This window comes from Paenibacillus sp. MDMC362 (assembly GCF_003269305.1).
Lineage (GTDB): Bacteria > Bacillota > Bacilli > Paenibacillales > Paenibacillaceae > Paenibacillus_AQ.
Window position 1 is genome coordinate 192,856 of record NZ_QLYT01000014.1, and the last position, 20,852, is coordinate 213,707.

Here is a 20,852-nt window from a genome sequence, read left to right on the forward strand (position 1 = left end):
CCCTCGTCAGCCCGCATATCTGCAGCAAGATTCCATATAAATGATAAGAACCATGTTTTTAATGACGAAGGGGGGATTCTCGTGCACCAAGACGAGATCGCGGAACTGGAACGTTCCATTGCGGAGATTACCGAGATCGCTACAGGCTTTGGCCTTGATTTTTACCCTATGCGATATGAGATCTGCCCGGCAGACATCATATATACCTTCGGCGCATACGGCATGCCTACCCGGTTCAGCCACTGGAGCTTCGGAAAAACCTTCAATAAAATGAAAATGCAGTACGACTTCGGCCTTAGCAAAATCTACGAGCTCGTGATCAACTCCAATCCATGTTATGCGTTTCTTCTGGACGGCAACTCCCTGATTCAAAATAAACTCATTGTGGCCCATGTCCTTGCACACTGCGATTTCTTTAAAAACAACGCCCGTTTCTCCGTCTCCAACCGTAATATGGTTGAGAGCATGTCGGCTACTGCCGAACGCATCTCCCGTTATGAGATTGAGCACGGCACGGAGGCAGTGGAGCAGTTTATCGACGCTGTACTGGCGATTCAAGAGCATGTCGACCCGCATATCGTAAGGCCGGATAAACTCGATAAGCAGCGGTACAATGCACGGCGGGTGCTGGAGCGTAAGGAGGAAGCCAAGCGGCAGAAGCCTCCCGGCCGGTACGATGATCTGTGGGATATGGATGAAGACGGCGAAGACAAAGCCCATAAATCACCGGCAGCACCCAAACGCTTCCCGCCCGAGCCGGAGAAAGACATCATGTGGTTCATTCAGGAGCACTCCGACATTCTGGAGGATTGGCAGCGGGACATTATGAGTATGCTGCGCGAGGAGATGCTGTACTTCTGGCCGCAGATGGAAACCAAAATCATGAACGAGGGCTGGGCTTCGTACTGGCATCAGCGCATTCTGCGGGAGATGGACCTGACCAGCGAGGAAACGGTGGAATTCGCCAAGCTCAACGCCTCGGTCGTGCAGCCGTCGCGCCACAGCCTGAACCCCTACTACCTGGGTCTGAAAATCTTCGAGGATATAGAACGCCGCTGGGACCGGGAGAAGATGTTTGATGTACGCGAATACGACTCCGATATTTCCTTCCTGCGCAATTATTTAACGAAGGAACTCGTGGAGGATCTGGACCTCTATGTCTTCGAGAAAAAAGGGCCGGAGTGGAAAATCACCGACAAGGCGTGGGAAAATATCCGCGACCAGCTGGTCGTCTCCCGCGTAAACGGCGGCTCGCCGTTTCTCGTGGTAACCGATGGCGATCATCTTCGCTCCGGTGAGCTGATGATCAAGCATCTGTACGAGGGTATTGAGCTTGACTTGAAGTATATGGAACGCACCATCCCCTATGTTTACCGGCTCTGGGGCAAACCCGTGCATCTGCACAGCATGATCGAGGGCAAACCGATCCTGTTCTCCTACGACGGCAAGAAGCTCCATCGGCGATTTATTTAACAACGCAAGCGCTTGAAGGACATGATGGCGCCATAGAGCAGCAGCACCCGCGCTGGAGGATTCTCCATGCGCGGGTGCTGCTATTTAATAGATCGTTTAGTAATCCGTTCGCTGCCGTGATCCCGGTTATACGCTTACCTTCTCGGATACGGCTCCCTCTTGGACATCGTGCTTCTGAACATCATAATCATGCTGAAGCGATTCCAGATCATCGGCAAGCTTTTCCATCATTTTTACAAAAGCGGCCAATTCCTGCGAGCTTGCAGCTTGATTCCGTGCGTTCAAGGATGTTTTTTCTGATTCCTTTTCCACAAGCCCCAGCTTGCGGATAATGCCGCTGACCTTGTCCTGAATCTCATCCATCGCCTTCTTGGAATGGGTGGCCAGCTTTCGGACTTCCCCGGCAACCACCTCGAAGCCTCTGCCTAACTCTCCGGCATGAGCAGCCTCAATCGCCGCATTCAGACCGAGCAAGTGGCTCTGGTCCGAGATTTCCCTGATCAAACTTCCCATCTGCTCAATATGCAGAATTTCTTCGCCCAGCTCGGAAGTCAGCGTATGCGCTTTATCCTGTGCTTCCGCTGTTTTGATGGCATTGTCTGCCATTAACGCCGCGCTTTGATCCAGCTCCACGATCATGGCCGTCAATTCTTGAATCGCATTTGTAATCGCTTCCAACATTCTTTGTTGATCCGAGACCAAATTGTTGATTTTCTCTTTCTCTTTCATTTCGTAAGCTTCCAGAACGAGCTGAGAGTCCAAATTAAACATCTTGCTCAGCGCATGCACCACTTGGATCCACTGATCCGGTACGATTTGCTTCAGTAAATCAGTGGCGATATCCAGGTAAACCATGTAACTTCCAAGGTAATAATCGGTTTTCAGGCCGATTCTGGAGTGAACTTGTCCGATCTTAATCCGTTCGGAAATATAGGCATCATCCACTCTTCCTGCCGCAAGGGACATCCAATATACCCGCTGGGTCTCCTTAAGCCGTTCCACGGTCGAGGTACGCTCGATAATCTGCATCAAGTGCGGCTGCGTCCCGATCTGCGCGTAAAATCGGTTAACGACCTCCTCAACCACCTTCGCAAACACGTCGCGATGATTGGCCAGCAGATCCAGCCCTTGTTCATCCAATCCGATATACTCCAACTGTTGGCGTCTTTTCGGGGAAACATCAATCATTTCGATAACTCCACTCCTAAATAGCGTGATCCATATCACAGGTTCAAGTACTTAGGGTCCATTATAGACTATATTTACCATACAAACATAATGCTAAAGTCCCAATTGTATGTATATTTGCACTGCACAACCGGGCCAATTCATCCCAAAAGCATGAGAAACCACCCTAACTTCACAGGTGGCTTCTCATGGCATCCCATTTTTCTATCCGATATTACCGGTTCAACAGACTGCCCACATAACGCAGCAGCTCGTTCGCGCATACCGGGCAATACCCATGCTCGTCGATCAGTCTGGAGCTAACCTCGTTGATCCGTTTTAACTGCACGGCATCCGGCGTTTTCGTCGAGGTTGTAATCTTGACGATATCCTTCAGGTCGGTGAACAGCTTCTTCTCAATCGCCTCGCGCAGGCGCTCATGATTGTGATATTCGAACTTTTTGCCCTTTCGGGAATAAGCCGAGATGCGAATCATGATCTCTTCCCGGAAAGCCTTCTTTGCGTTTTCCGATACGCCGATCTGCTCCTCGATCGAACGCATCAGTCTTTCGTCCGGATCCATCTCCTCATCGGTTAACGGATCGCGGATTTTGGTCCAGTTGCAGAAAGCTTCGATATTATCCAAATAGTTCTCAAACAGCGTCTTGGCAGACTCCTCGAAGGAATACACAAAAGCCTTCTGGACTTCCTTCTTCGCCAGATCATCATACTCCTTGCGTGCGGCGGCAATAAAATTCAGATAGCGCTCCCGCTCCTCCTTGGCAATCGAGGCATGCTGATCCAGCCCATCCTTAATCGCCCGCAGCATATCCAGCGCGTTAATGCACTGAAGATCCTGCTTAATCAAAGCACTGGATATCCGGTTAATGACATACCGCGGATCAATCCCGGACATGCCTTCTTCCAGATATTCATTCTGCATCTCTTTCAGGTCCGCTTCTTTATACCCTTCGACTTCCACCCCGTCGTACATGCGCATCTTCTTGATCAGATCCATGCCCTGCTTCTTCGTTTCCTTCAAACGCGTCAAGACGGAGAATATCGCGGCAGAACGAAGCGCGTGCGGCGCAATGTGGATATGCTTCATATCGCTTTGGCCGATCAGCTTCGAGTAGATTTTCTCCTCGTCGCTGACTCGTAGGTTATACGGAATCGGCATAACAATCATCCGGGATTGCAGCGCCTCGTTTTTCTTATTGGCGATAAATGCTTTGTACTCGGATTCGTTAGTGTGAGCCACGATCAGCTCATCCGCGCTAATCAGCGCAAACCGGCCGGCTTTAAAGTTCCCCTCCTGGGTCAGGGAGAGCAAATTCCACAGAAATTTTTCGTCGCATTTCAGCATCTCCTGGAATTCCATCAAACCGCGGTTCGCCTTGTTTAACTCGCCGTCAAAACGATAGGCCCGCGGATCCGATTCCGAGCCGTATTCCGTGATCGTGGAGAAATCGATGCTGCCGGTTAAATCGGCAATGTCCTGCGACTTGGGATCGGACGGACTGAATGTACCGATGCCGACGCGGTTCTCCTCGGAGATTAATACCCGCTCGACTTCCACCTGTTCGATATCTCCGCCGTATTCGGTCTTGAGGCGAAGCTGGCAGGCCGGGCACAAGTTGCCCTCGATTCGGACGCCAAGCTCCTTCTCGATTTCCGGTCTGAGCTCCAGCGGAATCAGATGCAGGGGCTCTTCCTGCATCGGGCAGCCGGCGATCGCATATACGGCTCCCCGATCGGTACGGGAATGCTTCTCCAGGCCACGCTTCAGCAGCGTGACCAGCGTGGATTTCCCGCCGCTGACAGGCCCCATAAGCAGCAGTATGCGTTTGCGCACATCCAGCCTGCGGGCCGCGGAATGGAAATATTCCTCAACGAGTTTCTCAACAGCTCGGTCGAGACCGAAGATTTCCTGTTCAAAAAACTTATATTTTTTCTGGCCCCCGCTCTCTTCGTAACCGTAGGATTCGATCATGTCATATACACGGGCATGTGCCGTCATGGCTGGAGAGGGATCCTTCTTAAGTATTTCAATGTATTCCCTGAATGTGCCGCTCCACGCCAAACGGTCGCCTTCTGCCCGATACGATGCTATGCGTTCGAAAATATCCATTTCGCTACCTCCTATGAGTCTGTTTATGGGGATTGGCTTCCATTCCACAGCGTCATTAGAAAACATTCCATTTTCGAAAAAGTGTATTACATACCTATGCGACTTGCTTGGAATAGTTGACCTTATTTTCGAAGTCATGCGCATGCAATTTTATCTAACCACCGGTCCATTCTACACTCGGGTACGCCATGCGAGCCGTGCCCATGCTATACTGAAATTACATTAACTTGACATTAAAGCATCTTTCGAATAAAGGAGAGTCATCATGGCGATAAAGCATGAAGCCGAGCTGTACGCTCCCCTGAAGGCCTTTTTTGAACTAAACGGTTATGAAGTGAAGGGCGAAGTACGCAATTGCGACCTTGTCGGCATGAAAGAGGGCGCCGATGAACCGCTGATCGTGGAGCTGAAAAAAACCTTCAATCTGGCCCTTCTGCTTCAGGGCATCGAGCGGTTAAAGCTGACTCCGTACGTTTACCTTGCCGTCGAGAAGAGCCGGGCGAAGAAAGGAGCCGTCAATCAGCGCTGGGCGGAGCTGACGGGGCTCTGCGGACGTTTGGGACTAGGACTCATTACGGTCACCTTCTACAAAACCAAAGCGCCCTTCGTCGAGGTGCTCTGTGAGCCGGAGATAGCCGTACAGAAGGGACGGACCGCCATCAGGCGCAAAGAGCGCCTATTGTATGAATTTCGGGAGCGCAGCGGCGATTACAACACCGGCGGAGTGACGAGAGCGAAGCTGGTTACCGCTTACCGCGAGAAGACGCTGCGCGTTGCTGCTGCCATGAATGCGGCGGAAGTAGAGCAGCGAAGCTCGCGCGAACTGCAGGAGGAGCATGAGCTTCAAAAAGGACGTGCCCCGGCGGTGCTGCCCGGTATTTCTCCCGCGGCCGTGCGGGATCGGAGCGGCGTAGGATCGGCGGCTGACATTCTGCAGCGCAATTACTACGGCTGGTTCCGTCGGGTAAGCCGCGGACGCTACGTGCTGACACCGGCCGGTCTACAGGCTCTGGCAGATTATGCTCCCGTATTGAAATCATAAACTCCGGATGCAGACCCTTGAACAAGTATATATTCGTCCATGAAAAAAAGCTGCTGATTCTATTCCGAACCTGAAATCAGGCTCAATCAGCAGCTTTGCTATGTTATACACGATTCGCATAAAGAAACCTTCCATGTCTAATTCCGGGCTGTAAAATCCATCACGGCTTCGCTGATGAGATTCATGCCGAGCAGCAGCTCATCCCGCCCCGGATGCGTAAAATTCAGCCGGATACACTCACGGGTACGATCTGCCGCCGAGCACATCGAGCCTGGCAGGAAAGCGGCCCCTTTTAATAGAGCGGCTCTTAAGAGCGCATCCCCATTCAAGCCCGGAGGCAGCTGTACCCAGAGAAACATCCCCCCGGGAGGCACCGCATACTTCGAATCCTTCCACGCGCTGCGTTTCAGCAGCTCCACCATCAGCTTAAGCCTCGTTGCGTATTCCCGATTAAGCATGCCGATATGGTCCTCCAGCTTGAAATGCTTCGATTCCAGCAGATGGTGCAGCATCCGCTGGTTCAGCATGCTGGATTGCCAGTCGGCCATCTGCTTCACGGCCGTCATCATCTCAATCAAGCGGCGGTTCCCGGCAGCCCATCCCGTACGCAGCGCCGGCGCTACCGTCTTACTGAAGGAGCCCACATACAGAACATGTCCTCCCTGCGGTTCTTCAAGTGAGAAGATGGAAGGAATTCGAGGCTTCGGATTCTTGGCATCCGCAAAATAAAGATCGCCGTAAGAATCATCCTCCACGATAAGAAGGCCATGCGAGACACACAGCTCCAGCACCTGCTGACGCCGCTCCAAGCTCCACATCACGCCTGTCGGATTGGTAAAATTGGGCGCAGCCATAAGCAGCTTCGGCTTATGCTGCCGGATCATGGCCTCCAGGTGCTCCGGCAGCATCCCGTCTTGATCTCCCTCCACAGGCACGATGACGGCACCTTGGAGACGCAGCACCTGAAGCAGTCCCGGTGAGGTTGGGTTCTCCACCAGCACCGGATCGCCCGGGTCCACATACACCCTGACCAGCAAATCGATGGCCTGCTGCGTGCCCGTGGTCAGCAGAATATGCTGCGGCTGGACGCTCAAGCCTTTACGGCGGGAAAAGTCCTCGCTCAGCCACTCGCGCAGCGGTCCATAGCCTTCGGCCTCACCGTACTGCAAGGCGAGCGGGTCCTCGGAGAGCACCGAGGTCGCCGCTTCTGCCAGTGAATGCAAAGGAAATAACTCTTCGGCCGGCAGCTCTTCTGCCAAGGAAATAAAAGAATCCCGCTTCGCAAGTTCCCTGATATCGCGCAGCGGGGATGACAAAAGGGTCTGTGCACGGGAAGCAAAGGAATACTGCATGGAAGTCCCTCCTCTAACCGTTATCAAAACCTCGGTTTTGTATTCAGGAGCCTCTTAACAACCTCTAAAAGGTATTCCTGATATGTATATATTATACCTTAATCCTGCCTTAGGCATATATTTGCCTGCCTTGACGGGTATACAGCGCATACTTCTCGATCGCCTGTGCACGGGTGGATACCCCGAGTTTCACATAGATTTTACGAAGGTAATTGTCAATCGAGCGGCGGCTCACCTGAATTTCCATGGCGATTTTGTCGTATGTAATGCCCTGGACAATCCGTTCCATTATAAAAGCCTCCGTCTCGGAGAGCTGGAGTCCGCCCTCGTTCATTGCAGAGGCCGTTAACGGCCAGATGCCTTGCCTTACCCAGTCGAGCGGCAGCGAGGCAACGCCTTCCCGGAGTCCGGTAATCATATGTATGAGCTGAAATGTGGATGCCTGCTTGGACAATAGGCCGCTTGCCCCGCGGCTGATCAAGGATTGCAGCAAAGGCAGGCCATCATTGTCGGTCATAATGACGACATGGGTCTTCGGGGACAGCTGCTTCATCTGCTCCAATACGGCTTCCGAGGTATGTTCCGACAAATGATAATCCAATAGTACCAAGTCAGGAAGCAAATCCCCGACCATTCGAAGCCCTTCTGAATCCGAGGATGTCATTCCCTCAACGAGCAGATCCTGCTGCTCTTCCAAAATCAATTTTGTTCCCAGCATGCTTGTAGGTTGACTGCCAACGATAACTACCCGCCAAACCTGATTCATTTTCTAATAGACCTCCTGTATCAACAAACTTGAATCTCTAGTATCTCTATTAAGTAAGCGCCGTCAATTCCTTACGTATCCGGTATTTCGAATCTTCGTTGTTTGCAGATATGGATAGACGCAATTAGAGCAATTATACGTATAGAAATTAGGTTAATTAATCCTATAGGCGCAGGGCCTTTGACGGTATGCATGGCGAATGTCTTATATGTATCCTATTTGATAATCAAATCTATACAGATTGTATCCCACTCTATCTTTCTAGGCAATCTATTTTTCATAAAAACAAGTGCTATTGGTTCGTCTTTGCGAAAGTAATTCTGACATGTTAGAATGAAATTTGGAAAAAATGATAGTTTTTGAGGGGTGATGAAATGCCAATGTTGGAGCAGGAACACAATACCCCCTATAAATCCCGTGAGGAAGTGCAGCAAAAGGGGCCATCCACCAAATGGTTCTGGGTATTTTGGATTGTTCTCATCGGGCTGGGTACCACCGCAGCCTACCTATATAGCAATCACTTGAAGGAGCAAGTTGTGGTGCAGCTGCAGCAGGATACGCGCCAGGAAATGGCGTCATTCAAAGCAGAGTACGACCAAAGGTTTAACGAGCTGGTTCAGGAAATGGACGAAATGCAGAGCAAGGTTCAGTCGTTTAATGAGCTGCTGACCTTTACCAAGGATCAGGCTAGCGGCAAAACGGACAACAGCAACAAGCTGTACAGTCAACTAAGCCAAGTTGAGAAGCAGCTGAAAGAGCTGGAACGCAAGATGGAGCTGCTGAAGTGAGAAAACTGAAGTATATCCGTCCCAAGCAGTTAAACCGTACGTTTATGCTGGCCATTGCACCTTTTATCGGAATGCTGCTGTGTATGTGGTTAATCACGGAACCGCCGCGTCTGTCGCACGACACCGCCGAGTACATACCACCCGGCAGCATATCGGCACAATCAGCCGTGATCAAACAGGAATTGGACCAAGCCGCCGTCTCTGCGGAACAGACGATCTCCTCCATTGAAAAAACGGCCAAGCTCTATCGGCAGACGACCGCCACAGTGGGAACCATTCTGCAAACAGCGGAATCGCAAGCCGCGCGCCCGGAGCAAATCTATAATCGACGGATCACCACCAAATTGGGTGTCCCTATTGAAACGGTCAACAGTGACCGGATTCGAATCGAGTTGTACAAGATCAATCCGGGCACCTATCACGGCTATGCGATGAAGGTCAAACTGAAGGATCCTTCCGCGATGAAGATGTCGCTTGGCAGCGAAAGCGGCAGACCCGGGTCCGTCGAAACCACCATGCGCGCCGTAAGCCGGCATGGTGCGGTCGCGGGAATTAATGCCGGTGGATACGCTGACGGGAACGGGGGCAGACATCCACTGAGCACGACCTATTATGATGGCAAATACGTCTCGGGGTTTCAACCGAGCTTTAAGGATCTTGCCTTTGTCGGCATGAGCAAATCCGGCAAACTGATCGGTGGCAAGTTCTACAGCCAGAGCGAGCTTGACCGGCTCGATCCCATGTTCGGCGCTACCTTTGTCCCCGTGCTGCTCCAAAACGGCAGCAAAACGACAATTCCCGAGAAATGGAGAACGACCCCCGGCCGGGCACCGCGTACCGTCATCGGCAACTACAAGGACGATCAGCTGCTCATCCTGGTTACCGAAGGATATGATGAGAAGGGCAAATCGGGCGCCACGCTGCAAGAGCTGCAAAACAAACTTAAAAAGCTGGGCGTGATCGATGCGTATAATCTGGATGGCGGCGGGTCCGCATCCCTAATCCTAAACGGCCGCGTCGTGAACAAACCATCGGACGGAAGTCTGCGTCCGGTACCTACGCACTTCTTATTTTTCAAATGATAGAATCGGCCCTCATATTCTCGTTTATTTTTTGGCTCAAGGTGGTTATAATAAGGTTAGCTTAGCAGGAGGTGGCAAGAATGTCGTTCTCATTAACATTTTGGATCGTCATGCTCGTATTCGCCCTTTACATGGTTGGCATTTGGACCGCGGCATACAATGATGATAAAACCAAAGGCCTGTAAGGCGTCTCCCTCGTATACCGGGGGAGTTTTATTTTTTTGGAGGACAAAAAAGGCACCGCTCATTAGCGATGCGCAAAAGGTGATTCATTTAGGGTCCTAGGCATGTTTCGGAAGCTGTTGCATTTCGGACATGCATTGTGAACAGATATAGCGCTCTTTAAACTCGCTTACTCCGTCCATAGAACCACAGAAGACGCATTTCGGACGATAGCGCTCCAATATGATATGGTCCCCCTGTACAAGAATTTCTACGGGATCCCCCTCGTTCATTTGATATCTCTTGCGTAGAGACTTAGGCAGAACGATTCTTCCCAGCTGATCCACTTTACGAACAACACCAGCAGGTTTCATAACGATTGTACACCTCTTTCATTTTCAACAAGTGATTTCTGACACCACAGTTCAGAACTGATAACAAGGGCCTAGTATAATAGTTCGATAAAAAGTTGTCGAATCCTGCTGGAAATTAAGAATTTCTTAGTTTTTTTCAATATCAACTAGGTATACTGGATGATATTCCACAATAAACTCAAAGTTTTGCAAAACTTATTCCATACCCGGGAAATCCAATTGACGCAGTGCTTCATATACCATAATCGCTGCAGAGTTGGATAAATTCAAAGAACGCACCTTATCGGTCATCGGCATGCGAATACAATGCTCGCTATTCGCGGCTAGCAGCTCCGGCGGCAATCCCTTGGTTTCTTTGCCAAACACCAAAAAATCCCCGTCTTGATAATCAATGTCCATATAACGCTTGGTTGCCTTCGTCGTGGCGTAGAAATAGCGTCCTTCCGGATAGAGTGCCTGCAGTTCCTCAAACGAATCATGATATTCGATATGTACGGCATACCAATAATCCAGCCCGGCCCGTTTCAAGGTTTTGTCATCTGTATTAAAGCCGAGCGGACGGACCAGGTGCAGATGCGTGCCGGTTGCGGCGCATGTTCTGGCGATATTGCCCGTATTGGCTGGAATTTCCGGTTCGACTAGTACGATGTGTAATGCCATGTTGATAAGTCCACCTTTTCTTCTGTTTTATTTTTATTATAACCGATTCCTTTCCGATTTCCCGGGATATCCAGAAATAACCTCCCGCCGAACGGCGGAAGGTTATCATGGTGTTATCTTATATGATATCAGCTATGACTGTTCTTAAACTGATGCATGAATTCTACGAGCGCCTGAACGCTCTCGTGCGGAACGGCGTTATAGACCGAAGCCCGTAAACCGCCGACGCTGCGATGACCCTTCAGGCCGACAAAGCCTGCTTGCTCCGAAGCCTTCACGAATTCCTTCTCCAGCTCCTCGGAGGCAAGACGGAAGGTAATGTTCATATCGGAACGCGCCTCTGCATTCACGCAGCCGCGATAGAAGCCGTCGCTGTGATCGATGGCATCGTAGATGAGTGCGGCTTTCTTGCGGTTCATCTCTTGAACGCCTTGCAGGCCGCCCTTCTCCTCAATCCACTTCAACACTTCGTTGATCATATAGATGCCGAATGACGGCGGCGTATTGTACAGCGAGTTATTTTTCAAATACGTATTGTAACGGAGCATAGTCGGCAGATGTTTAGGAGAATCTGTAATCATATCCTCTCTAACGATCACAACCGCAACGCCGGACGGCCCCAAGTTCTTCTGGGCACCCGCATAAACCATGGCGAATTGGTTCAAATCGAACGGACGGCTGAGAATATCGCTCGACATATCACAGATAAGCGGCACCGAGCCGGTATCCGGGAAATCCTTAAACTGCGTGCCTTCAATCGTTTCATTGGACGTAAGATGGAGATAAGCTGCACGTTCCGACAGCTGGATGCTCTCAAGGCTAGGTAGAGCCATATACTTGCTCTCCTCGGAAGAGGCCGCCACATGAGTTTCGCCGATCAGCTTGGCTTCTTTAATCGCCTTGTCAGACCAGCTTCCCGTCATGACATAGTTCGCAACCTGACCTTGTCCCAGGAAGTTCATCGGAATCATCGCAAATTGCGTGCTTGCACCGCCCTGGATGAACAACACCTTATAACCGGATGGGTTCCCCAGCAGGGACAGCAGGCGCTCCTGCGCTTCGTTATGAACGGCTTCATACACAGCACCGCGATGCGACATTTCCATAATCGACATGCCGGTATCCCCGTAATTGACGAATTCGGCCTGGGCGCGCTCCAACACTTCAAGCGGCAATGCAGCAGGTCCTGCGTTAAAATTGTATGCTCTCTTGCTCAAAAGACTCTCCACCCTTTCTTTACTATGAATGCTAATTAACGCTAATCATAGCAACAATCCCATAGACCTTCAAGTGTAATTATTCACATTAAATTGTCCGGCTACCAACAGAAGAATTGATACTTTCTGCTCCAGGTTCTCTTTTCTCCGGGAGCCAGGCTCAGTTGAATAAACACTTCCGGCGAGATGACATGGCCCATCCCCCACAGAGCCATGTACGCAACCGGAAAATCACTGATCTCCCTTACCCCCGCCCTGCTGGCAGTGTGCGTTAGCTCCCATGAATAGGAATAATCGCTGCCGTTAAAGCCTTGTATTCTTCCGTAAAAAGGCTTGATCGGTCTGGCGTTCCAGCCTATCCCGCAATCCTGAACGGCCAGCAGGCCGGAGGTATAATCCGATTCGACCTCCGTAAAACGGACAGGGACCGGCAGCTTCAGCTTATACTCTGGTCCTACCAGCTCCTCGTTAATCCCTATGAAATTATGAATGTACTCTTCCGTATCGATCCTCTGGCTTCCTTCATTGCAGAGCTCATAATCTATCGTTAAGGCCGTGTCCTGAATCGAGATTTTCTTAACGAGTTTTGCCGCATACCCCTTGACGTTCTTAGGAAGAATCGTATAGGAAATGCTCATATCATCCGAAGTGAAATCCACATCGAACGGTTCCACCGGATACGTATACTGAAAGTGATACGGGTCCTCGCTGACCCGTTTAAGAAGCCCCACCCCTAATTTAGGAAACCACCCTCCTACTTCGGCCTCTGCATACCCCATCCCCTCATGCAGTCCAAACTCGTTGCACAATCCGGACCCGCCCTGAGCGTTATAACCCTCCGCAAACTCGTGTACACAGAATGTGTGGCCGCTCTTGGTTAATTTGACCTGAGTAATGAAACCGGTCCGGTCAAAACGCGTGCCTTGATAACGGCCGATTTCCGCAATATCAACTTCCAATTGTCCATTTGCTAATTGATGTCCCAAAACAATCGCCCCATTCATGATGAAGAAGCCCCGGCCGAATTGCCTGCCAGGGCTTCCGAAATATTGTATGCTCGCGTGTCAGGCAAGCTCGACAAGAATCCGTTGACACTCGTCATCGGATAACGCGGACAGCAAGCTGCGATCCAATTCGGCAGACTCCTGCTTCTGACTGCGCAGCTGAATCTTCTCGCCGTTCAGCGTAACCGATTGAATCGTATAGCTTCCGTAATCCAGACACTTCGGATTGCTGTATACAATCTGAAGCACCTTACCCGCAAACCGCGTATGTACAACGGCAGTTCCGTCGGCTCCGAACTGCGAAGGCCTGAGCTTCGGCTCTAGGAGAAGATGTCCCCAATTTCCTTTTACTCCAAAAACCTCGGTCAGCATGGTCAGCAAAAGCCAGCTTGCCGACCCGGTAAGATAGGGATACATCCCTCTCCCCTTCTCGTTGATGTACTCAGGAATACCCGGATACATGCGGCTGCGTTCAAAGTCATTGCTTAAATCGTAAATCGATTGCAATACCTCGTATCCCTCTCGGACAAAACCTCTCTGATAGAGAGCGTTAGCGTACATGACGCTCATATGGCTGAACATAGCTCCATTCTCTTTATGGCCGAAAGCGAACCCGAAAGCCCTCCCGAGATTTTGCTGAATCTCGCCAAAGTTCGAATTCAGGCGATAGCCGATGCTCGGATCTTTTAAATACCGATCAACCGCCTTCGTAATTTGCCCTACCTGTTCATCGTCCGCAATTCCGCCCATAATAGCAAAGACCTGACCAGTGAGCGTCATCCGGACGCCAAGGGGATGATCGCCTTCCACGCGCTCCCCATCATTATTGTAGTAACCGTTAAACCACGAATATCCTTCTTGGCTCGTCATCCATTCTTTGCTGCGCAAATGCTGGATGATCCAGTCGGCTTTCCGTTTCAAGTCCTGCACAACATCCGCCACGCTAAACTTTCGTTTGTTTCCGGTCACGGAGACTTTAACAGACTCATAATACTGATCAAGCAGCCCCAGCTTCTCCTGCACATCGTCGTATGAGACGGGAGCCGTTAGCGAATCGAGCAGCACGGCCATTTCCTCTGCTATTTCAATGAACTCCACGCCTTCGCTGTCCCGCCATGCCAGCAGCAGATCGCCAAGCTGCATCAAATTGCTTGCATAGAACGCAGTAAAGGCTACACTCTCGCCTCGATCCGGGGCAAGGTCAAGACCATCATTCCAATCTGCCCCCTCAAGCTTGATGTTATTGTGCTCCCCTACATTAAAGAACGGAACCAGATTCTGCAGCAGCATATGCTCCAGTATCGTACCTTCATATACCTTACCGTCCACGGTTAAGAGTTGATCCCTGTGCTCAGGCAGCCATCCGATGTCCTTCTCCTGGCAGCGTTTCACGAATACATCGCGGAAATAGGTCTGCGGCTGCTTCAGGAAATTCAAATCCCCGCTCTGATCCATATAAAGCAGCGTCGTCATGAATGGCCAAGCGCCGTGATCCATCCACACGCGCGGTATGTTGTTCCGGTCAGCGATGAACTCACCGGGCTTCGTTCCGATAATCGTTGCATTGCTTCCGTCAATCCGTACGCCCGCGTAATTATTAAGCAGCAGATACCGTACCTCGGACGGTTCCATGATCATCAATGCCAGGCAGTCCTGCCATAGGTCACGCCATCCACGTCCCCCACGGCCATAGTCATGATAAGGAAGGAATGAATTTCCATATAGACGCCTCAATATCGGCTGCAAGGTTACCCATTTCATCCACAGGTCCTGCTGCTGATCACCGGTCTGGAAGGATACGGTATTCAGTTTATCATTCCAATAGGCTTCGTTCTGCGCAAGCAGCTCATCAAAACATCTCTCCGATAAATACGCTTCGGCAAGTCTTCCAATCTCGGCGCGGCCTTCCGAAATGGCCATCGCCATTACATAAGCCTTCGATTCACCAGGCTGCAGTTGAACCCCCGCAAACCGCAGGCCTCCAATGGCCTCGTACCCCTCTAAGGAGTCTCCTGCTTGCGCGGCCCCTTGCTTGTTGGCAATGACCGCCTCAGGCCAATCGAGCGCGCCGCCTTCCCCAATAAATTCTTCAAGCACCGGAAAATAACCGATCGGTTCCGCACCGTCCGCTTCCGCACCCAGCACACTGTAGGATACGTGATTGATACGGTGACCCCGCTCGTCAAATGAGAGGGCAGGCTGCACTTCAATCCCTTTACGATGGACAAAGATCCGGTGAAGAAGGGATGTCACGTGGCGATGGTCCCGCAGGTCGTCTGCCGAACGGCCATACAGCGGGATTGCCGCAGTAGGGGTTAGTTTAAGCGTCTGCTCGCCTACGTTGGTCACCTTCACTTTCATTAATTCGACCTGGTCATCCGTTACCGGAACGAAACTCGTTACTTCCGCTTGCAGTCCGGCCTCTCCATTAATCCGCGTCAGCTTATGCCATAAAAAGCCGGCTTCCAACTGGCTTTCTTCTTCATCGTTCATGAACCGGCTTGCATTCTGCTTGGCTGAATTGCCGGTTACGGACCACGCGCCATGCCCGTCAACATGCACCCAAAAGTTACGCGCGGACTTGGAATTGTGCAGATCCTCCACCGAAACGGGCGACATGAAAAACGTATTATGACTGCTGGTTATTTCACCGTGAAGATTCGGCGTGACGGCCGACATCATGCCGGCCTCATTCACTAAAGGAAAATATAAATAGTTATGACGTTCGGGATGACTTAACTTAAAGACACCCTCGTTCCCCTCAAACTTCCATCCTGTTGATTTCATATCGCGATTTTTTCCCCTCTATACCTTAGGATTTGACGGCTCCCGCCAGCGCCCCGTCCACCAGATATTTCTGTATGAACGTGTACAGAATGATCAACGGCGCGGCTACGATCGTAATTCCGCATGCCAGCAGCGGCCAGTTATTCCCGTATTGCCCCCTGAATTCCTTCAGGCCGAACGTAATGGGATAATTGGACGGACTCGGGAGATACATGATCGGGCCGACAAAATCATTCCAGATTCCGATCGCGGTCAGAATGACGCCCGTTGCGATAACCGGCTTCATCAGCGGCAGAATGATCTGGAACAGGTAACGGATATAACCGGAACCATCCATGCCTGCCGCCTCATCCAAATCGCGGCTAATCGACTTGATGTAGCCGACAAACATCATGAACACAACGCCCGTTCCCGTCGTTTTCAGCAGGATATAACCGAGCTTGGTATCATACCCGAAGAACGATACGCTCTCCTTGAAGGACAGCATGAGTTTATACTGGGCCACCATCGGATTCGGAAGAAACTGGGACAGTAAAAAGAACATATAAATGAATCCGCTCCACATCACATATCCGCGCGCTACCGGAAACGCCGCAAACAACGACACGATGATGGTCAGCAGCGTCGCCGCTACCGTATATATCAAGCTGTTCGCGAAATAACCGGCGAAATTGCCTTCAGACCATGCTTGCGTATAATTGCTCCATTCCATGTTCTGAACGATCCCGATCGGGTTTAGCAGATACTCGTTAAAGGATTTGAGCGATACATTGAATACGAGCAGCAGCGGAACGACATACAGAATCAGCAGCACACCTACGACGGCGTAAGAAAGAATTTGCGTGGCTTTGGAATTTCGCATCAATACTCCACCTCTCTCTTACGCGTCTGTCTGACCGCCACCACAACAAAGAGGAGAATAATCAGGAACTGAACAACGGATAACGCTGAAGGAAGGCCCATTTCCAAACTTCCCCTGAACGTTTCTTTGTACACGTCATACGCCATCGTCCTTGTATTGAAGCGGCCGTCTGTTGTCGCCAAAATGATATCAAAGGTCGACATGGCGCCAATGATGGATAAGAGCATGTTCACCGTGAAGGACGGTGCGATCAAGGGGAAGGTAATATGACGGAAGGACTGCCACTTGTTGGTGCCGTCAATATGCCCCGCCTCGTATAAATCTTTCGGGACCGATTGGAGACCGGCCAGAAAGATCAGCATGGAATAGCCCATGTACATCCAAATCTGGACGAAGATAATATAGCCGAACGCATGAGTAAAGCTACCGAAGAACATGTCCTGATAGCCGAAGAGCGCGTCGTAGAGACGATTGACCGGTCCGTTTAACGGATCGAACATCATCCCCCAGATCAGGGCAACGACAGCTACGCCAAGAACCACCGGCAGGAAGAACACGGCACGATAGAAGTAATCGCCTTTCAGGCGCTGGTTAATAATGACGGCGATAAACAGAGCGACCCCGTTCTGCACGATCGTAACAACGAACATAAAGATCAGGGTGTTTACGATGGAACGCCACCGCTCTCCTGAGTTCCCTGAGAAAAATAATTCCTTATAATTATCCAGCCCGACAAATTGGTACGTGCTGCCCGGGAGGTTCTTGACATCGGTAAAGGAATAGATGACCGTCAGGATCGATGGTCCAAAATAAAACACGATGTAAAGCGCCATCGGTATCAGCAGCAGCAATAAGGGTATGAATCGGTTAAATCCTTTTCCAAATGGATACATCTCTCTCACCTCGCAAATCCCATTTCAATACATATCGGGGCCTGCTGCACAGACCCCGACTACAGTATGGTTCATTCTATATAGGTCTCTTTATAATAGAAGAAGCTTTATTTTGGAGCGGCAGCTTCCCATTCTTTTTGTTGAATGTCAGCCAGCTCTTTTGCTGTTTTGTATGGGCCGCCCGGTGCCAGGAATTCCGTATGAACGCCTTCCGCAGCCAGATGCTCGCCGATATTTTGACGGTTAATCATCATGATTTCGTATGCCAATTCGAACTCTCCGAGATATGGAGTCAGTTCATTGTCAATAAAGTCGCTCTCCGTCTGAATGTTATCCTGTGTCGGAATGAAGCCGGCAGCTTTCACGAAGGTGGTGTAATTTTCCGGCTCGGAGAAGAACTCAAGCCATTTTAGAGCTCCTTCTTTGTTCGGTCCTTTCTCCGCTGCATACCAGGTTACGTCATACTTGCCGACAAAGGAGGAATTCTTGGCTGCATCTTCCGTAGCCGGAAGCGGGAAGTAACCGAATTTCAGCTCCGGATTTGCTGCTGCGACGGTTGGAGCATCCCAAGAGCCATCAGCCAGCATCGCTGCTTTTCCTGTGGCAAAATAGGAAGGCGCCGTTGCGTAATCAATCCCCATGAATCCGTCAATCATGTAATTGTCTTGAAGCGTCTTCATTTTTTCCAATACTTCGATTGCCTCTTCATCGTTGTAAGCCGTTTCGCCTTTCCAAACGCCTTCAATCCATTTCTGCTGATCTCCGCCGCCCAGAATTTTAGCTTGCAGGGCGAAAACAGGAAGTTTCAATGGCCATACGTCTTTACCTGCAACAACAATCGGGGTAATGCCTTTGGCTTTCAGATCATCGTTCAGCTTGATGAACTCCGACCATGTTTTCGGTACGCTCAATCCATTCTGCTCGAAGATTTCCTTATTGTAGAACAGGCCGGACATCGCAACCTTGCCCGTTGGGATAGCATACACTTTATCGTTATAAGTTCCGGCTTTTTCGATATCGTTAGCGTTATAATTCTTAATGAAGGCTTGGTCGGACAAATCGGCGATCAAGCCTGTATCGATCCACTGCTGCCAATCAGGCACTTTCGCACCCGGTGTCCATTCTTGCGGGGAGAGTCTCATACCCGATAAATCAGCCAAAACGTCGACGTCATTAGCGGTAATTCTCGCTCTCTGCGCCTGTTTGTATTCGTCATCAGGACCCGTAGTGGTATACTCGATCTTATACTCGGGATATTTCTCTTCAAATTTCTTATTGATCTCTTCAACCGCTTTATTGATGTTATCTTGTTTCCAGTGTAAAATTTTGATGACCTTTTTATCACCTTTCGCAGATGTACCTTTATCGGCCGAATCGCTGCTTCCGCAAGCCGCTAGCGAGAAAGTCAGAGCACCCGCCAAAAGTATTGCTGATAATTTCTTAATCATTTCTTTACCCCCTGAAATTAAAGTGCAATTCATTATGAAACCGGATTCATCATTTTCGCTTATTCTCGCCCAGTACAATCTTGATGCTACGAAACAATAATCATAAATTTTCGTAATTTAGCGAAATATACCGAAAGCGGTTTCGCAAGGCCTATTATTACTCATAATTTTTTGTTTGTCAAAGCTTTTTTTCTCTTTGTAGCAATATTTCATTATTGAACCTATGTCAGCATAATTCCTTTCTATAACACGCATTACGGCTATTCTCTTCATTGACTTACCTAGTTAAAGCAGATACACTAATTTACGAAACAGTTTCGGATATGCTGCTGTATACGTTGCAACCGAATTGGTAAATACTTATCACGATGGTAGGCTCTATCGATATATTTTCCGTTATCACTCCATCGGATCATATAAAATCTTGTTCTTATACCACAGGTTTCGAGCAGAAAGCACGTATAGAACGGCTTTTTCTCTCCTTAACCTTACACATACAGATCATTGGCAATCATGATTAACGAAAACTTACGAAAATTATGAAGTGACATCATAAACAGAATAAGGAGCGTTTCGCATGGCGTTAAACATTAAAACAATCGCTAAAATGGCCGGGGTATCCGTATCCACCGTCTCCAAGATTATCAACAACTACAGTGATGTGTCCGAGGAAACCAAAGCACGGGTGTTGGAAATTATGAAAGAGACGGGATACACCCCTTCGAACTCCGCGAAAACATTAGCAACCAAAAAATCCAATTTAATCGGCATCATATTTGCGGGAAAGCTGAATGTCGATTTTACCCATCCTTTTTTTGTTGAAGTTCTCAATTCCTTCAAGAAGCAAATGGGGGTGCTCGGTTACGATCTGCTGTTTTTTTCGAATGAGAAATTCCAGGGGGATGACGCCGACTACCTCGGACGATGCCGTCATTATCAGGTGGATGGCTGTGTCATTATATCCGGCGAGGAAATCGAGCCCTCCATTAAGGAGCTTGATGAGAGCGACATTCCGTGTATCGGGGTCGATATAGAACTGTTCGGCGAAATGTCGGGGCATATCATGTCCGATAATTACAAAATGTCCTCGAAGGTCGTGGAGCATTTCTATCTTCAAGGCCTCAGAGACTTGGCGTTCATCGGAGGCAGCAAGGAGTCTGAAATCTCCAACATGCGTGAGGCCGGTTATCGTAACGCCATGGAAAGCTTCGGGCTTCCGGCCCGTGCGGAATGGTTCCTGAACGGTGAAGATTTTCATGAGGCAAGCGGATATAAAGCCATGACACGGCTGATTCAAGCGGGTTCTCTCCCCCGCGCGATCTTTGCAGCCTCCGACCAGATTGCGATTGGAGCCATCCAAGCGCTTCAGGAACACGGCCTGAATGTCCCTGACGATGTATCGATCATCGGTTGCGACGATATTGAAGCGTGCAAATATACAACTCCCAAACTAACGACGATTCGGCAAAATAAAGAAAAAATCGGCCGCCTGGCAGCGCTCATGCTCTACGACCTTATCCATAAGCAATCGCCCGTGAGCTCCTTCGTCGTCGAGCCTGAGCTCATCGTCCGTGAATCTTGCGGAAGCAATACGCGTAACTACGGGTATTTTTGAGAGTCAAAAAACCTAAACCTAGCCAGACT

The 20,852-nt window shown here is 49.9% G+C and carries 17 protein-coding genes; 5 read left to right on the forward strand and 12 right to left on the reverse strand.

The genetic code is table 11. The features are described from left to right. The first annotated feature begins 81 nt into the window (after positions 1-81). The gene (locus tag DP091_RS06640; RefSeq protein ID WP_113057594.1) at positions 82-1,473 is read left to right on the forward strand and encodes a SpoVR family protein; all 1,392 of its coding nucleotides are present in this window, start codon (positions 82-84) and stop codon (positions 1,471-1,473) included. 126 nt (positions 1,474-1,599) lie between these two features. Here DP091_RS06640 and DP091_RS06645 read toward each other — a convergent pair whose 3' ends face one another. Both DP091_RS06645 and DP091_RS06650 read right to left on the reverse strand, forming a co-directional pair. Further along, on the reverse strand, positions 1,600-2,661 hold the full coding sequence (locus tag DP091_RS06645; RefSeq protein ID WP_113057595.1) for a globin-coupled sensor protein: 1,062 nt from the start codon (positions 2,659-2,661) through the stop codon (positions 1,600-1,602). Between the two features lie 214 nt (positions 2,662-2,875). Continuing rightward, positions 2,876-4,771 carry a PrkA family serine protein kinase gene (locus DP091_RS06650; RefSeq protein ID WP_113057596.1) on the reverse strand — a complete coding sequence of 632 codons (1,896 nt, stop codon included), beginning with the start codon at positions 4,769-4,771 and terminating at the stop codon, positions 2,876-2,878. Positions 4,772-5,036: 265 nt separating this feature from the next. Between DP091_RS06650 and DP091_RS06655 the strand changes: the two genes are divergently transcribed. Next, positions 5,037-5,813 carry a DUF2161 family putative PD-(D/E)XK-type phosphodiesterase gene (locus DP091_RS06655; RefSeq protein ID WP_113057597.1) on the forward strand — a complete coding sequence of 259 codons (777 nt, stop codon included), beginning with the start codon at positions 5,037-5,039 and terminating at the stop codon, positions 5,811-5,813. Positions 5,814-5,950: 137 nt separating this feature from the next. On the opposite strand, the gene DP091_RS06660 is transcribed toward DP091_RS06655, so the two are convergent. Both DP091_RS06660 and DP091_RS06665 read right to left on the reverse strand, forming a co-directional pair. Further along, positions 5,951-7,165 carry an aminotransferase-like domain-containing protein gene (locus DP091_RS06660; protein WP_113057598.1) on the reverse strand — a complete coding sequence of 405 codons (1,215 nt, stop codon included), beginning with the start codon at positions 7,163-7,165 and terminating at the stop codon, positions 5,951-5,953. A 109-nt stretch (positions 7,166-7,274) separates the two neighbouring features. Then, positions 7,275-7,931 (reverse strand): DNA-binding response regulator, encoded by a 657-nt coding sequence (locus DP091_RS06665; RefSeq protein ID WP_076324451.1) that lies wholly within the window; start codon positions 7,929-7,931, stop codon positions 7,275-7,277. 380 nt (positions 7,932-8,311) lie between these two features. Here DP091_RS06665 and DP091_RS06670 point away from each other — a divergent pair, with 380 nt between their 5' ends. Beyond that, positions 8,312-8,719: a hypothetical protein gene (locus tag DP091_RS06670; protein ID WP_071218139.1), complete on the forward strand. Its 408-nt coding sequence runs from the start codon at positions 8,312-8,314 to the stop codon at positions 8,717-8,719. Beyond that, complete coding sequence (locus DP091_RS06675; RefSeq protein WP_113057599.1) at positions 8,716-9,801, forward strand: phosphodiester glycosidase family protein; 1,086 nt, start codon at positions 8,716-8,718, stop codon at positions 9,799-9,801. Before DP091_RS06670 ends, DP091_RS06675 begins: the two co-directional genes overlap by 4 nt. 281 nt (positions 9,802-10,082) lie before the next feature. Here DP091_RS06675 and DP091_RS06680 read toward each other — a convergent pair whose 3' ends face one another. The 8 genes from DP091_RS06680 to DP091_RS06715 form a co-directional block, all read right to left on the reverse strand. After that, entirely contained in the window at positions 10,083-10,337 is a 255-nt protein-coding gene (locus DP091_RS06680) for an AbrB/MazE/SpoVT family DNA-binding domain-containing protein (RefSeq protein WP_009595823.1), read from the reverse strand. Between the two features lie 195 nt (positions 10,338-10,532). Continuing rightward, positions 10,533-10,997, reverse strand: coding sequence for a tRNA (uridine(34)/cytosine(34)/5-carboxymethylaminomethyluridine(34)-2'-O)-methyltransferase TrmL (trmL, locus tag DP091_RS06685; RefSeq protein ID WP_113057600.1), 465 nt, complete (start codon positions 10,995-10,997; stop codon positions 10,533-10,535). Positions 10,998-11,125: 128 nt separating this feature from the next. Beyond that, entirely contained in the window at positions 11,126-12,214 is a 1,089-nt protein-coding gene (gene serC, locus DP091_RS06690; RefSeq protein ID WP_113057601.1) for a 3-phosphoserine/phosphohydroxythreonine transaminase, read from the reverse strand. Between the two features lie 101 nt (positions 12,215-12,315). Beyond that, complete coding sequence (locus DP091_RS06695) at positions 12,316-13,200, reverse strand: hypothetical protein (RefSeq protein ID WP_113057646.1); 885 nt, start codon at positions 13,198-13,200, stop codon at positions 12,316-12,318. A 78-nt stretch (positions 13,201-13,278) separates the two neighbouring features. Beyond that, positions 13,279-16,005, reverse strand: a complete 2,727-nt coding sequence (locus tag DP091_RS06700; RefSeq protein WP_113057602.1) for a GH36-type glycosyl hydrolase domain-containing protein — start codon at positions 16,003-16,005, stop codon at positions 13,279-13,281. 25 nt (positions 16,006-16,030) lie between these two features. Further along, positions 16,031-16,867: a carbohydrate ABC transporter permease gene (locus tag DP091_RS06705; RefSeq protein WP_113057603.1), complete on the reverse strand. Its 837-nt coding sequence runs from the start codon at positions 16,865-16,867 to the stop codon at positions 16,031-16,033. Beyond that, the gene (locus tag DP091_RS06710; protein WP_071217869.1) at positions 16,867-17,760 is read right to left on the reverse strand and encodes a carbohydrate ABC transporter permease; all 894 of its coding nucleotides are present in this window, start codon (positions 17,758-17,760) and stop codon (positions 16,867-16,869) included. The genes DP091_RS06705 and DP091_RS06710 overlap by 1 nt, the downstream gene beginning before the upstream one ends. Positions 17,761-17,867: 107 nt before the next feature. Further along, positions 17,868-19,208: an ABC transporter substrate-binding protein gene (locus DP091_RS06715; RefSeq protein ID WP_113057604.1), complete on the reverse strand. Its 1,341-nt coding sequence runs from the start codon at positions 19,206-19,208 to the stop codon at positions 17,868-17,870. Positions 19,209-19,785: 577 nt separating this feature from the next. On the opposite strand from DP091_RS06715, the gene DP091_RS06720 reads away from it, so the two are divergent. After that, the gene (locus DP091_RS06720) at positions 19,786-20,823 is read left to right on the forward strand and encodes a LacI family DNA-binding transcriptional regulator (RefSeq protein ID WP_113057605.1); all 1,038 of its coding nucleotides are present in this window, start codon (positions 19,786-19,788) and stop codon (positions 20,821-20,823) included. The last annotated feature ends 29 nt before the right edge of the window (positions 20,824-20,852 follow it).

What these genes read in the sequence shown, in the direction of transcription:
- DP091_RS06715 (WP_113057604.1), bottom strand. Translation starts at nt 19,208, where the DNA reads ATGATTAAGAAATTATCAGCAATACTTTTGGCGGGTGCTCTGACTTTC.
- DP091_RS06660 (WP_113057598.1), bottom strand. Translation starts at nt 7,165, where the DNA reads ATGCAGTATTCCTTTGCTTCCCGTGCACAGACCCTTTTGTCATCCCCG.
- DP091_RS06670 (WP_071218139.1), top strand. Translation starts at nt 8,312, where the DNA reads ATGTTGGAGCAGGAACACAATACCCCCTATAAATCCCGTGAGGAAGTG.
- DP091_RS06665 (WP_076324451.1), bottom strand. Translation starts at nt 7,931, where the DNA reads ATGAATCAGGTTTGGCGGGTAGTTATCGTTGGCAGTCAACCTACAAGC.
- DP091_RS06680 (WP_009595823.1), bottom strand. Translation starts at nt 10,337, where the DNA reads ATGAAACCTGCTGGTGTTGTTCGTAAAGTGGATCAGCTGGGAAGAATC.
- DP091_RS06650 (WP_113057596.1), bottom strand. Translation starts at nt 4,771, where the DNA reads ATGGATATTTTCGAACGCATAGCATCGTATCGGGCAGAAGGCGACCGT.
- trmL (WP_113057600.1), bottom strand. Translation starts at nt 10,997, where the DNA reads ATGGCATTACACATCGTACTAGTCGAACCGGAAATTCCAGCCAATACG.
- DP091_RS06710 (WP_071217869.1), bottom strand. Translation starts at nt 17,760, where the DNA reads ATGTATCCATTTGGAAAAGGATTTAACCGATTCATACCCTTATTGCTG.
- DP091_RS06655 (WP_113057597.1), top strand. Translation starts at nt 5,037, where the DNA reads ATGGCGATAAAGCATGAAGCCGAGCTGTACGCTCCCCTGAAGGCCTTT.
- DP091_RS06645 (WP_113057595.1), bottom strand. Translation starts at nt 2,661, where the DNA reads ATGATTGATGTTTCCCCGAAAAGACGCCAACAGTTGGAGTATATCGGA.
- DP091_RS06700 (WP_113057602.1), bottom strand. Translation starts at nt 16,005, where the DNA reads ATGAAATCAACAGGATGGAAGTTTGAGGGGAACGAGGGTGTCTTTAAG.
- DP091_RS06705 (WP_113057603.1), bottom strand. Translation starts at nt 16,867, where the DNA reads ATGCGAAATTCCAAAGCCACGCAAATTCTTTCTTACGCCGTCGTAGGT.
- DP091_RS06720 (WP_113057605.1), top strand. Translation starts at nt 19,786, where the DNA reads ATGGCGTTAAACATTAAAACAATCGCTAAAATGGCCGGGGTATCCGTA.